Origin of the sequence: Proteus vulgaris (assembly GCF_016239305.1) — a bacterium.
In the GTDB taxonomy this organism is placed as follows: Bacteria; Pseudomonadota; Gammaproteobacteria; order Enterobacterales; family Enterobacteriaceae; genus Proteus; species Proteus vulgaris_C.
Window position 1 is genome coordinate 25,269 of record NZ_JAEHOQ010000027.1, and the last position, 20,187, is coordinate 45,455.

Genomic DNA, 20,187 nt, shown 5'->3' on the forward strand with positions numbered 1-20,187 from the left:
AGGTGGGGTAATGACAAAGCAAAGCATCAACCGGGCAACTTACGATCAAGTAATGTTGCCAATTTATTCACCCGCAGAGTTTATTCCTGTTAAAGGGGTGGGAAGTCGAGTTTGGGATCAGCAAGGGAAATCTTATATTGATTTTGCTGGTGGTATTGCTGTGTTGGCATTAGGGCATGCTCATCCTGCACTGAATCAAGCATTGAAGGAACAAAGTGAGCAGCTCTGGCATGTGAGTAATATTTTTACAAATGAGCCTGCACTGCGTTTAGCACAAAAACTAATTGATAATACATTTGCAGAACGTGTCTTTTTTGCCAATTCAGGCGCCGAAGCAAATGAGGCTGCATTTAAACTGGCTCGCCATTATGCGATTACCCGCCATAGTCCTTATAAAACCAAAATTATTGCTTTTCATCATGCCTTCCATGGTCGAACGCTGTTCACTGTATCTGTAGGGGGGCAACCTAAATATGCCGATGGATTTGGCCCAAAACCTGCCGATATCGTACACATTCCTTTTAATGATTTAGATGCTGTAAAAGCGGTTATCGATGATCATACTTGTGCTGTTGTACTAGAACCAGTACAAGGTGAGGGAGGTGTAACAGCAGCTACTCCTGAATTTATGAGGGGATTACGCGAGCTGTGCGATAAACATCAAGCATTACTTGTTCTTGATGAGGTACAAACGGGTATGGGGCGTACAGGTAAGCTTTTTGCTTATATGAATTACGATGTAACCCCCGATATTATTACTACGGCAAAGGCGCTAGGAAGTGGTTTTCCACTTAGTGCGATGTTAACGACACAAGAGATAGCATCGGTAATGGGAGTGGGAACTCATGGTACAACTTATGGAGGCAATCCATTAGCGTGTGCAGTGGGTAATGTCGCTTTTGATTTAATCAATACACCAGAGGTACTTGAGGGTGTAGAAAAGCGCTATCAATGGATTGTAGACGAGCTCACGGCAATAAACCAAACCTATAACGTCTTTTCGCAAATCCGAGGACAAGGATTATTGATTGGTGCGCAACTCGCACCACAATATGAAGGTAAAGCGAAAGTACTATTAGGGTTAGCTGCAAAGCAAGGTTTAATGATGTTAAATGCAGGCGCTGATGTTATGCGTTTTACGCCATCATTAATTATTACCCAAGAAGAATTACAAGAAGGGATGACAGCATTAAAAGCAGCTATTGCAGAATTTGTAAAAGGGTAGTACCCAGTATAAACCCCATCATAAGAATGGGGTTTATACTGATCTCTTGATCAATAGCCCTTTGTATCGGGCTATTGTTTGTTCAGGCGGGGAAACTTAGCGAGTCCCGTAAACGACGATCGTTTTACCGTGTGCAGAGATCAGGTTTTGATCTTCTAGCATTTTAAGAATACGGCCTACAGTTTCGCGTGAACAACCAACGATTTGACCGATTTCCTGACGTGTAATTTTAATTTGCATGCCATCAGGATGCGTCATAGCATCGGGTTGTTTTGCTAAGTTTAATAAGGTTTGTGCAATACGACCTGTTACATCAAGGAAAGCAAGGTTACCTACTTTTTCTGATGTGGTTTGTAATCTGTTCGCCATTTGAGCTGATAGGCGCATCAGAATATCAGGGTTAACCTGAATTAATTGGCGGAATTTTTTATAGGAAATTTCTGCTACTTCACAGGCTGTTTTTGCTCTAACCCATGCACTACGTTCTTGATCTTCTTCAAATAATCCAAGTTCACCGATGAAATCCCCCTGATTCAGGTAGGAGAGGATCATTTCTTTCCCTTCTTCATCTTTAATAAGAACAGCCACGGAACCTTTAACAATATAATAAAGTGTTTCCGCTTTCTCACCTTGGTGGATCAGCGTGCTCTTGGATGGATATTTGTGAATATGGCAGTGTGACAAAAACCATTCAAGAGTCGGGTCTGTTTGCGGCTTGCCGAGAACCATTCGCGTTATCCTCTGTACGTTAAATGCAGCCTTTCAAAACGGATAGACTCCCTTTTGATACAGCGTGCTTAAAAATCCTATCTTGACCTATTAACTTCCTGAGAACACGGTAAGTTAATATGGAGTAGATTATAATAAATGAGAAAATAATGCATTGATCTTAACCACTATCATCAAGCAGATATTGTTTTTAACACAATTAGTGCATTAAGTCTCGTTTTACGCAGTCAGCATAATAAACCTATTTGCTAATTGCTAGTTGAATTATGAGAATGTACTCTTTTAGTTTCTGTCATGTTTAGGGGGAAATAAATGGAAGCGCGAGTTAAGTGGGTTGAAGATTTATCTTTTGTTGGTGAGTCTTCATCAGGACATCAAATTATGATGGATGGGAACTCTGGCGATAAAGCACCAAGCCCAATGGAGATGCTCTTAATTGCTACGGGTGGATGCAGTGCGATCGATGTAGTTAGTATTTTACGCAAAGGGCGACATCAAGTAACTGATTGTGAAGTGAAATTAACATCAGAACGTCGCGAAGAAGCCCCACGTTTATTTACTGATATCAATTTGCATTTTATTGTTTCAGGTAAAGAACTCACAGATAAAATAGTTGAACGAGCAGTTCAATTGTCTGCAGAAAAATATTGTTCTGTCTCTTTAATGTTAGGAAAAGCAGCCAATATTACACATTCATTTGAAATAAAAGACGCTGAATAAATTTGATATTTTAAAATAAAGTTTAATTTGGAAATAATATCCCTTAATTAAGGGGATATTATTTTTATAAAAATAGATTTTATTTTGCTTAACTGATCTTTTCGCCATTTAATAATTTTTTAACTAATGGCGCCATAATTAATTCCATCGCTAATCCTAATTTTCCACCAGGCACCACAATCGTATTTATTGTTGACATAAATGAGCCATGCAACATTGCCAGTAAATAAGGAAAATCAATATCAGTTAAGCCTCTAAAGCGAATAACAATAAAACTTTCATCAAGTGTTGGGATAGCTTTAGCTGAAAATGGGTTTGATGTATCGACGGTAGGTACTCGTTGGAAGTTGATGTGAGTCCGCGAAAATTGCGGAATGATATAGTTAATATAGTCATCCATTGAGCGCACTACGGAATCTCTTACCGCTTCTTGTGAGTGACCCCGTTCAGTGGTGTCTCGGATAAGTTTTTGTATCCACTCAAGGTTGACGATAGGGACAACACCCACTAATAAATCAACATGCTGTGCGACATCATGTTCATCAGTGACAACACCTCCGTGTAATCCTTCATAAAAGAGTACATCGGTATCATTGGGTAATGATCCCCATGGTGTAAAAGTCCCGGGTAATTGGTTGTAGGGCGTTGCTTCATCATAAGAGTGCAAATATTTACGTGATTGGCCTTGTCCCGTTTCGCTATAGTGGCTGAATGTGGAACTCAGTAGGCTAAAATCATTTGCTTCAGGACCAAAATAGCTAATATGTCGCCCTTGTTCTTTGGCTTTTCTTATCGCCATATCCATTTCAGGGCGAGTATAGCGATGAAAACTATCTCCATCAATTAATGCAGAATGTGCATTAAGCTGTTGGAATATCTTACGAAAAGCTTGGCTCGTGGTGGTAGTTCCTGCTCCACTTGAGCCCGTAACCGCGATGATAGGATGTTTGACTGACATAGGTTATCCTTTTGCAAAATAAGGTTAGCCCTTATTGGTGGCGATATTACGCTCCGGGGTGATTAATCAGAGCGAAATTGCGATGCTGGCATAATATTGACGCTTTCATGAAGTTCTGACCAAACCAAGACGGCTTCGCCGGATTTTAGTTGTTTTTTTACGTCGGCGACTTTTTGTTCAAGCGTCTTCTCTTGGATACCATAATCAGTGCCTTCTCGTAAAACGAAACTTTCAATAAGATTATCCAGTGTCTCTGTGGAAAGTTCATTCCAAGGTATTATCATTTGGTTTTCTCCAAATAAGTGGATAACCAGTCAGGTATCCGACTTTCAAGCCACATCACGGGTTTAGAGAGCTTTCCGCTGACAAAACCCACATGTCCACCAAATTCGGTGAGTTGATACTCAATATTATTAGGCAGCGTTGTGATATCTGGAATAACATCCGCAGACATAAAAGGATCATCTTTAGCGTGAATAATCAGTGTCGTTTTCTTTATTTTATTTAATAAAGGCAACGCACTGCATTGTCGATAGTAATCAAGGGCATCTTTGAACCCATGAATTTTAGAGGTAATTAGATCATCAAATTGACGTAGCTTTTTGATAGATTTTATCGTCAATAAACTAATTGGCAATGATTCAGGGTAGCGGATCAGCTTGCGTGTCGCGTTATTTTTTAGCCCTTTTAATAGGTACCATTGATAAAAACGGGAAAAGCCATGTTCAATTTTAGTTGAACAAGGCTCTAACATTAATGGAGCTGATACAATAACAGCCGCATCTACAACGGCCTTTTCGCCACTTTCAGCAAGGTAATAGGCGAGCATGTTACCTCCAAGAGAGTAACCGACAGCAGCAGTAGGCTGTTCACCAAATTCCTTTTTTAGCCAATTTAAAAAGTAGCGAGCATCTTCAGTTTCACCTGAGTGATAGATGCGTTTTTGTCTATTGGGCTCGCCACTGCATCCTCTAAAATGCATCACAACACTTAGCCAGCCTCTCTCTTTTGCTGCTGATAACATGCCATGAACATAAGGACTGCTAAAGCTTCCTTCTAAACCATGAAAGATCACTAACCGTGGCTTATCGAGTGCCATTTTAGGATCTTCACTCCATGCCAAATCGACAAAATCATTATCAGGAAGGTTTAGTCGTTGCCAGTAAGGTTTTAATAGTGGTGTTCTACGCACTATTCTTGGTAAAAGCGTTTGTAAATGTGGATTTTTAGCCCAACGCATTGGATTAAAGTATTGAGACATATTTTCCGTCTATCAAAATGAATTAACACTTGTTTGCTAAATAACATACTGCTATTTTCGGTGAAAATAAAACATCTGTCACATCTTTGAGTGCTCGCCATGACAATTAGCCTTATTTTTTCTTTAACTATTTTCTTGTTTATTGCTGCTATCACACCTGGACCCAACAATTTATTGCTTACCTCATCAGGTGCTAATGTCGGTTTTAAAGGCTCATTAAAGCTTATGGCGGGTATTATGCTGGGAATGCAATGTGTTTTACTTAGCTCGGCATTTGGTGTGGCTGCATTACTGATTATTTATCCTGCATTACATATAGGATTAAAAATAGTCGGGAGTGCATACTTACTTTGGCTTGCTTGGAAAACAGCGACATCATCTTATCAGCGTTTAGATATCCCAGCAAAAACGTCGCAAGCCGTAAGTTGGTTTCAAGGTGGATTATTACAATTTCTCAATCCTAAAGCGTGGATGATGGGATTAGGGGCAGTCGGGAGCTTTAGTTTAGCTGGTGATGCTTATTTTAGTTCAATTATCGCGATGAGTATTGTGATGGTGATAGTGAATTTTGTTGCAGGCATTGTTTGGATTTTAGGGGGAACCTTAATCAGCTTCTTTTTACAAAGCAGAAGGTCTTGGTTTATTTTTAATATTTCAATGGGATTATTAACGGCACTTTGTGTTCCTTTGATTTGGATTGAATAATTAATAAATAGTTATAAATCAATAAGTAACTTAATTATTATGATTTAAATAATTCTTTTTTAAGTTTGGTGAATATGATTATTCTAAATATCCATCAAAAAAAGAGTATTAATCTAGTAAAAGAGAGATCTATGATCGCCTGTTATCACAGCTAGTTATGTTAAAGTGCTTTTTTACATAAGGTGAGAATAAAATTTCCTCATTTCATATAAACGTGATTATTTAACGTTTTCATTTATCTCAATTTATATTTTAAAGTGAAAAAATAATTCTCGCGGACAGGAATTATTTATTCCTTTTTACTGTTTGTAATTAAAGAGAATTTTATTATACATATGTTTTTAGTGTGTTTTTTTATTGTTATAACTTAATAAAAGCGTTTAAAAACGCAATATTATTGAATATATATAAATTGAATTTATATTCTCTCATTGACCAAAAAGAATAAATTATTATTAAAGATTGGAAAAAAATAAATTAAGTATTATAGAATATCGCGGTTAATGAACAAAAGCGGATAGAAAAGATAATTATAAAACTATTATAAAAGTAAGTATTTTAATAATAACATTATTTTTTTGTAATTTATTGTTTCTGTTCTGTTTTTTATTAGTTTTAATCTGAAAACCTAAATAACTTTAGGCATCAAACTCTTTATCAAGAATGATCCCATATATAACGATATAGTACTCGAAGTGGATATTTTCATTATGCCAACATTAACAAAAATTGCTTGGATCAAGCCAGGTATGGCTACAAATCAGCGTAAAATAGCAGATTATATTTTAGATAATCCTGAAAAAACGGTGACACTTTCATCACAGCAATTAGCTGTAATTACGGGTGTCAGTCAGTCTGCAATTGTTAAGTTTAGTCAAAAAATAGGATTCAAAGGTTTTCCATCTTTGAAACTTGCAATAAGTGAAGAGCTAGGCCGAAAAAATGCGGGCACAGGGCAAAATGCGAGCATATTACATAATCAAATAGGTTCTGATGATAGTTTAGTTGTTATTGCACAAAAACTGGCACAAGAAAAAAATAATTCGATTAGTGATACGACTCGCCAAATTAATTATTTTCATTTTGAAAAAGTGATCCAGCTTATTGATGAAGCTCAACGTGTTCAAATTATAGGTATTGGTGGTTCTGGGTTAGTGGCCAGAGATTTAAGTTATAAATTGCAAAAAATCGGGATCACTACACTTATCGAAACGGATCATCATGTCCAAATATCTGTTGCTCAAATGTTAAGTTCAAAAGACTTACAAATAGTTATTTCTTATAGTGGAAAAAGAAAAGACATGTTAGTGGCAGCCTCTGTTGCTAAAAAACAGGGAGCAAAAATTATTGCTATTACAGGAGAAAAACACTCTCCATTAGGAAGGATCGCTGATTATATATTAGAAACAATTGCGGATGAGGGAGAGTGGAGAAGTGCTTCAATCTCATCTCGTACTGCACAAAATACAATAACAGATCTTATTTTCATGGCGTTATTAAAGAAACGTGATGAATGTGCGAAGACATTAGTGTTAAGTTCGCAGGCATTAATTAACAGCCTAGATAATTAAAAATTTTGAACTGATTCAAAAAATTAATATTTAAAAGTAGGTATTTACACTTATTACTAAAGTTATTCTCCCAACGGCCGAAACGATAGTTATTTAGGCAGTCTTTTTTTGTTGAGATGTTTTAATTTCAATGTCGAGGAGAGTAACTAATGCGTAACAATCAACCGGTGACACAGCGAGAATACCCGGTATCTGAAAACGCAACACTGATGTCGACGACAGATCTTGATGGTAATATTATTTATGCCAACGAGGACTTCGTCGAGGCCAGTGGGTTTTCAGTAGAGGAACTGGTGGGAAAACCCCATAATATTGTCCGGCATCCTGATATCCCTTCAGACGTTTTTAAGGATATGTGGAAAACCTTAAAGCAAGGCGAAGTTTGGACTGGGATCGTTAAAAATAGACGTAAAAATGGTGATCATTATTGGGTAAGAGCCAATATCACGCCTATTATTCGTCAGGGTAAAATTCAAAGTTTTATGTCAGTCAGAACTTGTGCACAAAAAGAGGAAATAGCACAAGCCTCAGCACTTTATGATGCATTTAATCAAGGTAAATATCCTTCTCATACCTTTTTGAAAGGTGCTTTTGTTTATAAAGGATGGCAACGTTGGCGCTCATGGGATCATACTATTTCATTAAAAAAACGCCTTCGCCTTTTTATTCTATTCCCTCTACCGTTTATGTTGTTAAGCGCATGGTTTTCTGGCTTAACCGGTTATGCTCTTCTGATGCATATCGTCGTTTTACTGTTATTGCTAATGGCAAATGAACGCATTCTGTACTTTCAAATTGTTAAGCCGATAATTCAATTAAATAAACACGCTAATCGAGTTGCAACAGGAGACGAACATAACGTTGCTTACCTTAATCGTATTGATGAAATCGGAATGACTCAGCGTTCAGTTAATCAGTTAGGCCGAATGTTCCGCTGGTTAGTAAATGATGTAAGCCATCAAATTCATCAAGTCGATATTTCTTGTGATCAATTAGCGGCGGGTAATCGTGATTTATATGTAAGAACAGAACAAACAGCCAGCAATGTTGAAGCAACGGCATCTACGATGAATGAGCTTACTACTGCGGTAAGTAGTAATAGTGAAACTGCGGGGCAGGCAAATAACCTTTCTAATATCACCTGTGATGCAGCGATAAAGGGAGGAAATGCAATGGATAATATCGCCAATACTATGAATGATATTGCGAAAAGTTCAGAGCGTATCAGCAATATTATTGGTGTTATTGATAGTATTGCTTTTCAAACCAATATCCTTGCATTGAATGCATCAGTAGAAGCCGCTAGAGCGGGTGAGCAAGGACGTGGTTTTTCTGTGGTGGCGACTGAAGTGAGGGAATTAGCGCAACGTAGTGCGGAAGCAGCAAAAGAGATCAAAAAATTGATTAGTGCTTCAAGTAGTAATATCAAAGTTGGTTCAAAACAAGTCAATGAGACGGTCAGTACGATGGAGGATATTGTCGTACATGTCAAAAATGTGACCGATTTAATTGGTGAAATTAGTCTTGCTTCATCAGAACAGAGTGCGGGACTAAAGGAGTTAGGCCGCGCAGTTGAAAAATTGGAATTAATTACGCATGAAAATGCTAACTATGTTTCTAAGGCTTCAATGATTTCAGGTGAGATGAAAGTACAAACTAATTACTTAGTCAGTGCAATTAATGTATTCCATTAAGTTGTAGCTATTAGAAAATAAAAGAAAAAAGACACCTACTAAAAATAGGTGTCTTTGTGTTTATCTAAATCCTATTTTAATCATGGTAAAATGGATGATTTAAAAGCTTGTCCAATCATCGTCTTCATCATCTTTGACAGATGTTCTTTTCACGAAATTCTTCTCTTTTATGTCATCCTTGACGGTGTTTTTCATTTTTTCTTCTTTTGTCTGCAGTGATTTTTCAGAAGAGAACGATTTTTCGATTATGTTATGTTGTGATTTTTTATTGTATTGCTCACTTTCAGCTGTTTTAAATTGCTCAACGATTTGTTCAAGATTACCCGCTTCTTCGGTTAGTAAACTGGCAACAGAGGAAGATTGTTCAACCATGGCGGCATTTTGTTGGGTGGCTTTATCCATTTCTGTAACTGCAAGGGAGACTTGGGTTATACCACGCGTTTGTTCTTCAGATGCCGATAAGATTTCTGTCATTGAGTCTTCAACATGTTTTACAGATGTCAATATTTCACCCATAGAAATACTGACTTGTTCAACAAGATCATTACCATGACGAACTCGACTTATTGAGGCATCAATTAACTCTTTAATTTCCTTCGCCGCTTCAGCACTACGCTGTGCTAATTCCCTCACTTCAGTCGCCACCACAGAAAAACCACGTCCTTGCTCACCCGCTCTAGCCGCTTCAACAGCTGCATTTAAGGAGAGAATATTGGTTTGAAAAGCAATACTGTTGATAACGGCGGTGATCTCGCCAATCTTTTGTGAGCTATCGGCAATATCCGTCATGGTTTTCACCATCCGATTAGTGACATCGCCCCCTTTACTGGCAATATTTGATGTTTGATTGATGAGATGTGAAACTTCACGAGCACTTTCTGTATTGTTTCTCACTGTTGCTGTGAGTTGTTCCATACTGGATGCGGTTTCTTCTAATGCACTAGCTTGTTCTTCAGTACGACAAGAAAGATCGGTATTGCCTGCTGATAATTCTTGAACACCCGTGTAAATATGATGACTTGTTCCTCGAATAGCATTCACAATTAATGAGAGTTCAGTGCGCATATACTGAATACCCGTAATTAATTGGTCAATTTCATTATTCCCTTTTGCTGTGATGTCTTTATTTTCTAATAAATTTCCTTGTGAAATTTCTGACATATAATCCACGATTTGATTGATACGTAAAACAATATTTCGACGTATCCAAAGCACAACGAGAACCGTAAAAAGAATAAAAATAAACATAAAAACAAACGATAAAATTAACGTGCGTTCGTAATTACCCTGTGCGGCTTGTGTTGCATAAGTCACCACGTTATCACTGAGATAATCTGTCGCTTCATAGAGGGATTGAGTAAAACGCTCATTGGTATTATGTGCATAAAGGGATTGAAAGCCGTAGTAATCTCGAATTTCTAAACATGAGACGAGCTGATCAAGATCGTAAATAACTCGATTAAAAAGCTTTTTCATATTTTCTATTTTTTCAGGATCAAAGCTGGCGTTGGTCGCAGAAGTAAAATATGAGGTAATAATACGCGTAATATCTTGTTTTCGTTGTGGATAAGTAGAAAGAAAGTGAGTGATTTTATCTTCTGCAATGTCAGGGGTGAGATGGGCTTCAAACATAACATTAAGCATATCTTCACGTAATTTATTTAACTCTGCATAACCATAATCCATCGTTTTTATCTGTTCAAAGCCATTTGCTAATTGTGAGATCCGCTTATTTGTTAAACTCGCATCACGGATACTCATTGCACCAGAGAAAAGTTGAATAGTGCAAAACAGTATTAAGATAAACATTAAGCCATTAGATATTTTTATTCGTTTCAGCATAGCCTTACCTATTTAATTGATTTGTAGGACACACAGCAAGGAGCGATAACTATTTATCAATTAAACTTATTCGGCTAAATACTTAAAAACTTTATTTTTTCTACTCTATTTAATGGTAAAGATGACTTATATTTCTTTTTTTAGCTTTAATTATCATCTAATGGCTAAAATATTTTAATGATTCATATAAAAAGCTATAAGTATATTATCTTACTCATTTTTTATGTTAACTGATTTAATAATAAGTGTTTGTAATGTTTTGTTGAATAAGAGAGCAATAATGAGCATTTTTTTTCTTTATTTATCGTTTTATCTTATGATAAGTGAAATAAGTATATTAATTTCGAAAATATTCTCAATTTTTCTTAAAAGTTGTTCTTTTTTTGTATGAAAAGCTGTCGTTTTTTTATATTTATGTGTGGGAAGATTGAAATACTCCCAGGAATTAACTGGGAGTATGGTAGGTAGAGGTTTTGTTATATGTAATTGACTACTTATTATACTAAGCGTTTACTTTCTTTTGTATAAGAGGTCAACTTAAAAACTTTCCCAATTATCATTGGTTTCATGGTGATTTGTCTTTATTGTCGGCGTTTTAAGCGCTTCTTTTTCTTGCGATGTTGCTGAGAATGTGGGCAGTTTCGTTGAGGTTGGTTTTTCATGTTCAACTTTAAATGTATTAACGATGATATCTAACATGCTGGCTTGTTCACTTAATGTGGCAGAAGCCGCAGTTGATTGTTCAACCATCGCCGCATTTTGTTGGGTTGCCTTATCCATCTCATTAACAGCAAGACTAATTTGTGCAATACCACGAGTTTGTTCTTCTGATGCAGATAAGATTTCTTTCATTGAACCCGAAACGTGATTGACGGATGTTACAATCTCTCCCATTGATAAGCTGACTTGCTCAACAAGATCATTACCTTGTCTCACCCGTAAGATTGTGGATTCAATAAGCTCTTTGATCTCTTTAGCGGCTTCGGCACTTCGTTGTGCTAAGTTGCGCACTTCACTTGCTACCACAGAAAATCCTCGGCCTTGCTCACCCGCTCTAGCTGCTTCAACGGCTGCGTTAAGGGCTAAGATATTTGTTTGGAATGCAATATCATCAATAACAGCAGTAATTTCACCAATCTTTTGTGAGCGATCGGCAATATCTGTCATTGTCATGACCATCTTGTTACTGTGTTCGCCACCTTGAACAGCGATATCCGCAGTACTCATTACCAACTCTGTGACTTCACGAGCGCTATCCGTGTTATTGCGAATGGTTGCGGTCATCTGCTCCATACTGGATGCAGTTTCTTCTAGTGCGCTAGCTTGCTCTTCAGTTCGGCTGGATAAGTCATTATTACTTGCAGCAATCTCTTGTACACCGGTATAAATAGTCGCACTACTATTTCGGATAGAGCTTACCATCTCTTTTAATTGTGCACGCATTTGCTGTAATCCCAGCATTAGCTGGTCTATTTCAGTATTACCTGAAATGTCACTATCCATACGACTGACTAAATCACCTTTAGCAATTGTTTCTTGATAGATGATCATTTGATTAATACGAGCAATGATGTATTTACGGATCCAAATAAGAACCAATGTGGTGAAAATAAGGAAAATACCCATAAAGGTAGACGCTATCCACAGCATGCTGTAGTAGTTCTTTTCCGCTTCAATCACTGACGGATTAACTACCTCATCTGTAATAAAGTCAGTGGCTTCATATAGTGAGTTAGTAAAGTTAGTATTCGCTGGGCTTTTTAAGATCAATCGAACAGCATTGGTATTTCGTTCACCTAAATATTGTGCCAATAAATCAAGATCAACTCGGCTTTTTTGATAAAGCTGTTTGATCTGTGCCATACGTTGCTGATCGAAACCCGTTTGAGCAGATAGCTCAACATACTCATTCATCAGAGCATCAACTTGTGCCTTACGTGCTGGCATGGTTTGCATAAATGCAGTGATGTTTGCATCTTCTGCTTGAGGATTTGATATATAGCTAAATGCTTGCGCAATAATATCCGTACGCAATGTATTCAACTCCGCATAGGTATTATCCATTGTGCGTAGTTGGTCGAAACTGTATGAAATTTGCTTGAGTTTATTTTGAGTCTGGTAGGCATCGTGAATGCTTTGTACTCCAGAAATGATCTGAATAATACAAAACAGAGTCAGGACACACATTAAACCTTGAGAGATTTTAATTCGTTTTAACATAACCCTACCTATTAGCTTTGTCTTTTCGTCGGTAAGTGGGAGGTCCACTTAGCAGAATGATTAATTCGGCTGGAATGTTAGAAACTTTAGTGCGAAAGGATTTATTTCCCTTACTTAATATGAATAGGCAGAAAATAAACGTTAGCCTGTTATTTTTAATGGAGTATTGTTAGATAGGGTGAGATTATATTTTGTGTAAATAGTGCTATTGTAAAATGATATAAATACCCTAAGTAAAATGCATTGTATAAATTTTAAGAATGAATGATAGGGTAAAAACAAAGGAACTATTTTACTTAAAACAGTTCCTTTTTTAATGAATGATAGGTTATTACTGAGATCCAAATGTATTTGTCATCTCTTCCAATGTTTCTTGTAATTCCATCCATTCCATTTCAACTTCTTCAAGTGCTGATTTTGCGATACCTTGTCGGCTTAAACAATCTGAAAGCTCATTTTTACGGCTGATATCGTAAATGCTACTGTCAGAAAGTGCTGTTTCAATGAGAGTAAGCTCTTGGCTGAGTTTATCCATTTTACTTTCTAAAGTAGTCAGTTTTTTACGTAGAGGTTGAGTTTGTTGTCTAAACTCTGCTTCTTTACGTTTTTGTTCTTTTTTATCTTGTGCACTTAAATTTGTTGTCGCGGTATTATCTTTATCTTGTTGATTTTTATTGGCTTGTGTTTCTTGGCGGTTTTGATCAACTAACCATTGTTGATAATCATCAAGATCGCCATCAAAAGGCTCAACTTGACCATCGTGAACAAGATAGAGGTCGTCAGTTGTTGAACGCAGTAAATGTCTATCATGCGATACCACAACAATCGCGCCTTCAAAGCTAATTAACGCTTGTGTCAACGCTTGACGCATATCTAAATCGAGGTGGTTAGTTGGTTCATCCATTAACAGCAAATTAGGGCGTTGCCAGACTAAAAGAGATAACACTAAACGAGCTTTTTCACCGCCAGAAAACTGGCCACACGCATCAGTAACCTTATCGCCATGGAAGCCAAAACCCCCAAGATAGTCACGTAATTTTTGCTCGGTCTCCTTAGGAGCCAAGCGGGTTAGATGTTGTAGTGCGGATTCATCTGAGCGTAGAAACTCTAATTGATGCTGTGCAAAGTAACCCAATTTAATGCCTTTTGAGAGAGCCATTTTTCCTTGTAATGGCTCAAGCTCCCCGGCCAGTAATTTAATTAGAGTCGATTTACCTGCACCATTTCGCCCTAATAACCCAATGCGTGATCCAGGAATTAAATTCAGCTTAATATCATTAAGAATAATTTTTTCACCATAACCTGCACTGACTTTTTCCATCGATAGCAGTGGATTAGGTAAACTTTCAGGTTGGCGGAAACTAAATTGGAATGGGTTATCAGAATGAGCCGGAGCAACGCGCTCCATTCGCTCAAGCATTTTCACTCGGCTTTGTGCTTGTTTCGCTTTAGTAGCTTTCGCTTTAAATCTATCAATAAAACTTTGTAAGTGTGCAATTTTTGATTGCTGGTTTTCAAACAAAGCTTGCTGTTGAGCGAGTTTTGTTGCTCGTTGCATTTCAAATGAAGAGTAGTTACCTGAATATTCAAAGATTTTTTCTTGTTCAATATGCAAGATTTTATCCACGATCGGATCAAGGAAATCACGGTCATGGGAAATTAAAATTAAGGTGCCAGTATAGCTTTTTAGCCATTTTTCAAGCCAAATAACGGCATCTAAATCTAAATGGTTAGTAGGCTCATCGAGTAACAGTAAATCAGATCGACAAATTAGCGCTTGCGCCAAGTTTAAACGCATTCTCCAACCACCTGAAAATGATTTTACAGGTTCATTAAGTTGTTGTTGGCTAAAACCAAGACCATTCAGTAAGGTTGCTGCACGAGATTGAATTGTCCATGCATTAATTGCATCTAATTGCCCATGAATAAGTGCAATTGCGTGACCATCGTTTGTCTCGTTAGCTTTTTGTAATCGTTGTTCTAACTGGCGATATTCTCTATCGCCATCAATAACATAATCAATTGCTGGTACATCAAGTGCCGGTGTTTCTTGGTTAACCCACGCCATGGCCCAAGTACTGGGAAAGGTGACATTCCCCGCTTCTGCTTGAAGCTCACCTTTTAATAAAGAGAGTAATGTGGTTTTACCACAACCATTTTTGCCGACTAGACCAATTTTTTGTCCTGGATTAATGGTTGCACTGGCATTATCCAGCAACACTCTGACGCCACGGCGAATTTGCAAAGAAGAAAAAACAATCATAAATATCGTCTATTAAGAGTATGTAAATTAATATATAGAGTAAGTTGTTCGTAACAGTTGGTCACAATGCGTGCATGGTAACGGAAAAAATGGTTTCTGACACGTTTTGTAAGGAGGAATGATGTCAAACGCATCAAATGTATTACTGGTGTATGTTCATCCCGAGCCGCGCCAATCCATTGCTAATAAAGCATTAATCAAGGCGGTGAGGGATCTAGAGAATATAACTATTCATGATTTATATGCTACTTATCCTGATTTTTTTATTGATATACACCATGAGCAATCCTTGTTGTGTAAACACCAAGTGATCGTTTTTCAATTTCCATTACAAACATATAGTTGCCCAGCGTTATTAAAAGAGTGGCAAGACAGGGTGTTAATACGTCCTTTTGCAAATAAAAGTGGGCGGTCACATTTAAAAGGGAAAGCATTTCGTTGTGTTGTGACCACAGGTGAACCTGAATATGCTTACCAACATAATGGAAAAAATCACTATACACTTACAGAATTATTACGTCCTTTTGAATTAATGGCAGAAATGTGTGGTATGCGTTGGTTATCACCCATGATTGTCTATTCAGCAAGGCAACAGTCTAAAATGACATTGACGCATATTGGAGAGGCTTATCGCCATTGGTTAAGTGCGCCACTTGAGGGGGAGCATGCCTAATGGAAGATAACTGGATGATTAAAGCGGTTCTCTTTTTCCTTTGTGCTGCGGTGATCATGGTGCCGATTGCGCAACGCCTTAAAATTGGTGCTGTACTGGGTTATTTAATTGCAGGTATTGCCATTGGGCCTTGGGGATTAGGGCTGTTTAAAGATGTCGATAACATCTTACATTTTGCTGAACTTGGTGTGGTCTTTTTAATGTTCATTATTGGATTGGAGCTAAATCCAGCCAAACTATGGGAATTAAGACGCGCTATTTTTGGTGTCGGTTCAATGCAGGTGGTTTTCACTGCCTCTATTTTTTCAGGACTTATTCTCGTTTTAACCTCTTTTTCATGGCAGGCCGCTGTTATTGGCGGGTTAGGTATTGCAATGTCTTCAACAGCTATGGCATTACAGCTTATGAGTGAAAAAGGGATGAATCATAATGAGGGGGGGCAGTTAGGTTTTGCGGTTTTGTTATTCCAAGATATGGCGGTGATCCCTATTCTTGCTGTTATTCCGCTACTTGCAGGAGAAACCGCTAGCAGTGATTGGTATCGTATTGGGTTAAAAGTTGCTTCTTTTGCTGCGTTATTGGTTTGTGGGCGTTATTTATTACGCCCTCTGTTTCGTTTAGTTGTCAAATCGGGTGTAAGAGAAGTCTTTACAGCTGCTGCATTATTAGTCGTGCTAGGTGCGGCTATTTTTATGGAAACACTTGGTTTTTCAATGGCAATGGGAACTTTTATTGCTGGCGTATTATTAGCTGATACAGAATATCGGCATGAATTAGAGATTTCCATTGAGCCTTTTAAGGGGTTATTACTGGGCCTCTTTTTTATTTCTGTCGGCATGTCTTTAGATATCGGTATCTTATGGCGCTATTTACCTGAGGTTTTACTGGGTGTGCTTATTCTAGTTATTGTTAAGGCACTGATACTTTACGGTATTGCATGGTTAGCTGGATTACGATTTTCTACACGTTTACAGTTTTCATCAGTATTAAGTCAAGGTGGTGAGTTTGCCTTTGTTGTTTTTTCAACATCAATGGCAATGGGCGTATTAGATAGTCAGCAAATGGCATTATTGCTGGTGGTTGTCACGCTTTCTATGATGACAACGCCACTTGTGATGCAAATGACAGACGCTGTGCTATCTCGCCGTTATAATGAGGCTAAAACAGACGAACAGCCTTTTGTGGAAAACAATCATCCAGAAGTCATTCTTGTTGGTTTTGGTCGAATGGGGCAGGTTGTAGGGCGCTTGTTGATGGCTAACAAAATTAATGTCACCGTATTAGAGCATGATGTTGGGAGTTTAAGCACCATGCGTAAATATGGCTATAAAGTTTATTATGGTGATGCTACTGATCTCAATTTATTACGTGCGGCGGGTGCGGAACACGCAAAAACGATTGTAATCACTAGTAATGAACAAGAAGCGACGATGGAAATTGTTCATCTCTGTCAGCGACATTTCCCTAATTTGCATATTATTGCTAGAGCAAGAGGGCGTGTTGAAGCTCATGAATTGCTTAAAGCGGGTGTAACAGATTTTAGCCGAGAAACATTTTCTAGTGCTTTAGAACTAGGGCGTAAGACATTAATTGAGTTAGGTATGCATCCTCATCAAGCTTATCGAGCACAGCAGCATTTTCGTCGTCTGGATATGCAGCTGCTTAGAAAGCTGGTGGATGAATCACCTGAAGAGGTTTCCAACGTATCTCGTGTAAAAGAAGCAAGGCGAGAGCTTGAAGAACTCTTTAGTGAAGAAATCCGTCAAGAGCATCACCAACCTGATATTTGGGATGAATCTTTAACAGAGGATATCCCTCAAACAAGTAAAGAAAAAAGATCTATTGATAAATAGGAGAACTGACCCCATGTCTGCAACCCGTAAACGCTTTATCGCCGGTGCTGTGTGTCCACACTGTCAAGCTCAAGACACACTCAAAATGTGGCGCGAAGATAAAGTAGATATTGTGGAATGCGCTCAATGTGGCCATCAGCAACGGCAAACAGAGGGTGAAGTTAATTCACTTGTTCGTGAAAATGAACAGGTCATTGGGATCTTTACACCACAATAATTGTAGGTTTTTTTGATATAACCCGATACAGAAGATTTATTTTTCGTTACAATCGGGAAAATTTTGCCCACGGGTATGTAGGAGATGTCATGAAAGTAGCAAACGACTTGGTAGTTAGTCTGGCTTATCAAGTAAGATCAGAAGACGGTGTTTTAGTTGATGAGTCCACGGTGAGCGCACCGTTAGACTATCTGCATGGCCGTGGTTCTTTAATCAGTGGTTTAGAAAATGCATTAACAGGTCGCGAAGTCGGTGAGAAATTCGACGTAGAAGTGGCTTCTGATGATGCTTATGGCCAATACGATGAAAACTTAGTTCAACGTGTTCCAAAAGATGTTTTTGTTGGTGTTGATGAGTTAGAAGTTGGTATGCGTTTTCTTGCTGATACCGATCAAGGTCCAGTACCAGTAGAAATTACAGGTATTGAAGGTGACGAAGTTATCGTTGATGGTAACCACATGTTAGCAGGCCAAAACCTGAAGTTTCATGTTGAAATCGTTGCAATTCGTGAAGCGACTGAAGAAGAATTAGCACACGGTCACGTACACGGTGAAGAAGAAGAGCACGAATGTTGTGGTGGCCACGGTCACGGTGAAGAAGGCGGATGCTGTGGCGGTGGTCATGGTCATTCTCACGGTGAAGAAGGTGGATGCTGCGGTGGTGAAGGTCATGGTCACGGTGGTCACGGCCACGGTCATGGCGGTTGCGGTTGCCAACACTAATCTTTTTTTAGAAAGATCAAAAGGAGCGTTTAAGCGCTCCTTTTTTGTTTTTCGGATTACGCTAAAAAGAAAATCATCACTTAATAGTGTGGGGGCGGTGTTTCATCCTCAGGTCTTGCAATTATTGAGGATTGAGATGTTTTTAAACGTTCAGTGACAATTTTTAATGCTTCTTTAAAGCGACTAATTTCAATTTGCTGCTGTGTGACCACCTGATTTAACTCTTCAATAGTCACATCTTGAAAAGCAACTTTGCTTTCTAATTGTATGAGCAATTGCTCTATTTCCTTAATATCCATTGTGTTTTTCCTCCTTTGAAATGTCGAATTACGACGAATGAGACTAACGAAATCGTGAAATTTAATCTTATTTACTGATATATACACAGGAAGACATAAATCTGGTTTGAGATAAAAGACTATTTTGTTAATGTGATAATACTCTGTGCTGACAAAAATCCTAACATTAACTGTTAAGAGTGTCGGCAAATTTTTTAAATTCATATAAAATTGCTACCCGCGGATAGATCTTACTCTAAATATTTCGAGGTGCAGCTAGGCGACAAGTGAATGAGTCATTAGACGCATATAGACGTTGGCGAATGTGAATAAACGTAGTCAACAACGTTACAACTTGAAGTATGGTGAGTACATACCGCAACAACAGCAAAATGTGATGCAAAACGTTTTAGTGAATATCTATGATGGTCGTTTATAAAACGTAGCGACTCACTAACATATACTGGAGAATGGGATGAAATCTTTATTAAAAACGACGTTGCTGGCAACAAGTTTAGCTTTCGCATTCAGTGCACCTCAAGCATTCGCTGAAGAAGCCGCTAAAGTGCCAACATTAAATAGCGCATTTAAAACTCAAAATGAGCAAAATGCCTATGCGTTAGGCGCGTCGATGGGTCGCTACATGGAAGCTGCATTACAAGAGCAAAAAAATATCGGTATTACTTTAGATTCTAAGCAACTGCTGGCGGGTGTTCAGGATGCATTTAACAGTAAATCAAAATTATCAGATGCTGAGATTGAATTAACCTTAGCGGCTTTTGAAGATCAAGTTCGCACAGCAGCTACAGCGAAAATGGAAAAAGAAGCAACAGAGAACAAAACTGCAGGTGATAAATTCCGTACAGAGTTTGCGGCTGAAAAAGGTGTAGTAAAAACAAAATCAGGTTTACTGTATTTAGTTGAAAACCCAGGTAAAGGTAAAACGCCAACAGATGCTGATCGTGTTACTGTACAATACAAAGGTATGCTGATTGATGGTAAACAATTTGATAGCTCTTATGATCGTAATGAGCCACTGACAATTAGTCTAAAAAGTGTTATTCCAGGCTGGACTGAAGGCATGAAATACATCAAAGAAGGCGGTAAAATTAAGTTAGTTATTCCACCAGAATTAGGCTATGGCCAACGCGCAACAAGTGGCATTCCAGCTAACTCAACATTAGTCTTTGAAGTTGAATTACTGAGTGTTGAAAGCGATAAGTAGTTCACTTATCCCTAAAGAAAAAATGCTGACA

Annotated in this window: 18 protein-coding genes; 10 read left to right on the forward strand and 8 right to left on the reverse strand. The window is 38.0% G+C overall.

The features are described from left to right. Positions 1-10: 10 nt before the first annotated feature. Complete coding sequence (argD, locus tag JEP40_RS16560; protein ID WP_198624447.1) at positions 11-1,225, forward strand: bifunctional acetylornithine/succinyldiaminopimelate transaminase; 1,215 nt, start codon at positions 11-13, stop codon at positions 1,223-1,225. 96 nt (positions 1,226-1,321) lie between these two features. On the opposite strand, the gene crp is transcribed toward argD, so the two are convergent. Next, entirely contained in the window at positions 1,322-1,954 is a 633-nt protein-coding gene (gene crp / locus JEP40_RS16565; protein WP_004246872.1) for a cAMP-activated global transcriptional regulator CRP, read from the reverse strand. Positions 1,955-2,266: 312 nt separating this feature from the next. On the opposite strand from crp, the gene JEP40_RS16570 reads away from it, so the two are divergent. Beyond that, positions 2,267-2,674: an OsmC family protein gene (locus tag JEP40_RS16570; RefSeq protein WP_198624448.1), complete on the forward strand. Its 408-nt coding sequence runs from the start codon at positions 2,267-2,269 to the stop codon at positions 2,672-2,674. An 88-nt stretch (positions 2,675-2,762) separates the two neighbouring features. On the opposite strand, the gene JEP40_RS16575 is transcribed toward JEP40_RS16570, so the two are convergent. From JEP40_RS16575 to JEP40_RS16585, 3 genes are all read right to left on the reverse strand, one after another. Beyond that, on the reverse strand, positions 2,763-3,632 hold the full coding sequence (locus JEP40_RS16575; RefSeq protein ID WP_198624449.1) for a phosphoribulokinase: 870 nt from the start codon (positions 3,630-3,632) through the stop codon (positions 2,763-2,765). A 62-nt stretch (positions 3,633-3,694) separates the two neighbouring features. After that, complete coding sequence (locus JEP40_RS16580) at positions 3,695-3,916, reverse strand: YheU family protein (protein ID WP_036933921.1); 222 nt, start codon at positions 3,914-3,916, stop codon at positions 3,695-3,697. Next, a complete protein-coding gene (locus JEP40_RS16585) occupies positions 3,913-4,893 on the reverse strand; it encodes a hydrolase (RefSeq protein WP_198624450.1) in 981 nt (326 codons plus the stop codon). The genes JEP40_RS16580 and JEP40_RS16585 overlap by 4 nt, the downstream gene beginning before the upstream one ends. Positions 4,894-4,992: 99 nt before the next feature. Between JEP40_RS16585 and JEP40_RS16590 the strand changes: the two genes are divergently transcribed. The 3 genes from JEP40_RS16590 to JEP40_RS16600 all read left to right on the forward strand — a co-directional run bounded on the left by JEP40_RS16590 (position 4,993) and on the right by JEP40_RS16600 (position 8,863). Next, on the forward strand, positions 4,993-5,598 hold the full coding sequence (locus JEP40_RS16590) for a LysE family translocator (protein ID WP_198624451.1): 606 nt from the start codon (positions 4,993-4,995) through the stop codon (positions 5,596-5,598). Between the two features lie 710 nt (positions 5,599-6,308). Next, positions 6,309-7,169, forward strand: a complete 861-nt coding sequence (locus JEP40_RS16595) for an SIS domain-containing protein (protein ID WP_198624452.1) — start codon at positions 6,309-6,311, stop codon at positions 7,167-7,169. Positions 7,170-7,318: 149 nt separating this feature from the next. Continuing rightward, a complete protein-coding gene (locus JEP40_RS16600) occupies positions 7,319-8,863 on the forward strand; it encodes a methyl-accepting chemotaxis protein (RefSeq protein ID WP_198624453.1) in 1,545 nt (514 codons plus the stop codon). 99 nt (positions 8,864-8,962) lie between these two features. Here the strand turns inward: JEP40_RS16600 and JEP40_RS16605 are convergent, their stop codons facing one another. The 3 genes from JEP40_RS16605 to JEP40_RS16615 form a co-directional block, all read right to left on the reverse strand. Beyond that, complete coding sequence (locus JEP40_RS16605; protein ID WP_198624454.1) at positions 8,963-10,705, reverse strand: methyl-accepting chemotaxis protein; 1,743 nt, start codon at positions 10,703-10,705, stop codon at positions 8,963-8,965. 537 nt (positions 10,706-11,242) lie between these two features. Next, positions 11,243-12,925 (reverse strand): methyl-accepting chemotaxis protein, encoded by a 1,683-nt coding sequence (locus tag JEP40_RS16610; RefSeq protein WP_198624455.1) that lies wholly within the window; start codon positions 12,923-12,925, stop codon positions 11,243-11,245. 331 nt (positions 12,926-13,256) lie between these two features. After that, complete coding sequence (locus JEP40_RS16615) at positions 13,257-15,188, reverse strand: ABC transporter ATP-binding protein (RefSeq protein WP_198624456.1); 1,932 nt, start codon at positions 15,186-15,188, stop codon at positions 13,257-13,259. A gap of 121 nt (positions 15,189-15,309) precedes the next feature. On the opposite strand from JEP40_RS16615, the gene kefG reads away from it, so the two are divergent. From kefG to slyD, 4 genes are all read left to right on the forward strand, one after another. Beyond that, the gene (kefG, locus tag JEP40_RS16620) at positions 15,310-15,861 is read left to right on the forward strand and encodes a glutathione-regulated potassium-efflux system ancillary protein KefG (RefSeq protein WP_198624457.1); all 552 of its coding nucleotides are present in this window, start codon (positions 15,310-15,312) and stop codon (positions 15,859-15,861) included. Continuing rightward, positions 15,861-17,714, forward strand: coding sequence for a glutathione-regulated potassium-efflux system protein KefB (kefB, locus tag JEP40_RS16625; RefSeq protein ID WP_198624458.1), 1,854 nt, complete (start codon positions 15,861-15,863; stop codon positions 17,712-17,714). The genes kefG and kefB overlap by 1 nt, the downstream gene beginning before the upstream one ends. Before the next feature lie 13 nt (positions 17,715-17,727). Then, positions 17,728-17,931, forward strand: coding sequence for a YheV family putative zinc ribbon protein (locus JEP40_RS16630; RefSeq protein ID WP_036933937.1), 204 nt, complete (start codon positions 17,728-17,730; stop codon positions 17,929-17,931). 89 nt (positions 17,932-18,020) lie between these two features. Next, positions 18,021-18,653, forward strand: a complete 633-nt coding sequence (gene slyD / locus JEP40_RS16635) for a peptidylprolyl isomerase (RefSeq protein ID WP_198624459.1) — start codon at positions 18,021-18,023, stop codon at positions 18,651-18,653. 80 nt (positions 18,654-18,733) lie between these two features. On the opposite strand, the gene JEP40_RS16640 is transcribed toward slyD, so the two are convergent. Next, positions 18,734-18,952, reverse strand: coding sequence for a SlyX family protein (locus JEP40_RS16640; protein ID WP_198624460.1), 219 nt, complete (start codon positions 18,950-18,952; stop codon positions 18,734-18,736). Positions 18,953-19,406: 454 nt separating this feature from the next. Here JEP40_RS16640 and fkpA point away from each other — a divergent pair, with 454 nt between their 5' ends. Beyond that, the gene (fkpA, locus tag JEP40_RS16645) at positions 19,407-20,156 is read left to right on the forward strand and encodes an FKBP-type peptidyl-prolyl cis-trans isomerase (protein ID WP_198624461.1); all 750 of its coding nucleotides are present in this window, start codon (positions 19,407-19,409) and stop codon (positions 20,154-20,156) included. Positions 20,157-20,187: the final 31 nt, after the last annotated feature.

Bases quoted from the DNA above. Each gene is read 5' to 3' on its own strand.
- argD (WP_198624447.1), top strand. From the start codon at position 11: ATGACAAAGCAAAGCATCAACCGGGCAACTTACGATCAAGTAATGTTG.
- crp (WP_004246872.1), bottom strand. From the start codon at position 1,954: ATGGTTCTCGGCAAGCCGCAAACAGACCCGACTCTTGAATGGTTTTTG.
- JEP40_RS16570 (WP_198624448.1), top strand. From the start codon at position 2,267: ATGGAAGCGCGAGTTAAGTGGGTTGAAGATTTATCTTTTGTTGGTGAG.
- JEP40_RS16575 (WP_198624449.1), bottom strand. From the start codon at position 3,632: ATGTCAGTCAAACATCCTATCATCGCGGTTACGGGCTCAAGTGGAGCA.
- JEP40_RS16580 (WP_036933921.1), bottom strand. From the start codon at position 3,916: ATGATAATACCTTGGAATGAACTTTCCACAGAGACACTGGATAATCTT.
- JEP40_RS16585 (WP_198624450.1), bottom strand. From the start codon at position 4,893: ATGTCTCAATACTTTAATCCAATGCGTTGGGCTAAAAATCCACATTTA.
- JEP40_RS16590 (WP_198624451.1), top strand. From the start codon at position 4,993: ATGACAATTAGCCTTATTTTTTCTTTAACTATTTTCTTGTTTATTGCT.
- JEP40_RS16595 (WP_198624452.1), top strand. From the start codon at position 6,309: ATGCCAACATTAACAAAAATTGCTTGGATCAAGCCAGGTATGGCTACA.
- JEP40_RS16600 (WP_198624453.1), top strand. From the start codon at position 7,319: ATGCGTAACAATCAACCGGTGACACAGCGAGAATACCCGGTATCTGAA.
- JEP40_RS16605 (WP_198624454.1), bottom strand. From the start codon at position 10,705: ATGCTGAAACGAATAAAAATATCTAATGGCTTAATGTTTATCTTAATA.
- JEP40_RS16610 (WP_198624455.1), bottom strand. From the start codon at position 12,925: ATGTTAAAACGAATTAAAATCTCTCAAGGTTTAATGTGTGTCCTGACT.
- JEP40_RS16615 (WP_198624456.1), bottom strand. From the start codon at position 15,188: ATGATTGTTTTTTCTTCTTTGCAAATTCGCCGTGGCGTCAGAGTGTTG.
- kefG (WP_198624457.1), top strand. From the start codon at position 15,310: ATGTCAAACGCATCAAATGTATTACTGGTGTATGTTCATCCCGAGCCG.
- kefB (WP_198624458.1), top strand. From the start codon at position 15,861: ATGGAAGATAACTGGATGATTAAAGCGGTTCTCTTTTTCCTTTGTGCT.
- JEP40_RS16630 (WP_036933937.1), top strand. From the start codon at position 17,728: ATGTCTGCAACCCGTAAACGCTTTATCGCCGGTGCTGTGTGTCCACAC.
- slyD (WP_198624459.1), top strand. From the start codon at position 18,021: ATGAAAGTAGCAAACGACTTGGTAGTTAGTCTGGCTTATCAAGTAAGA.
- JEP40_RS16640 (WP_198624460.1), bottom strand. From the start codon at position 18,952: ATGGATATTAAGGAAATAGAGCAATTGCTCATACAATTAGAAAGCAAA.
- fkpA (WP_198624461.1), top strand. From the start codon at position 19,407: ATGAAATCTTTATTAAAAACGACGTTGCTGGCAACAAGTTTAGCTTTC.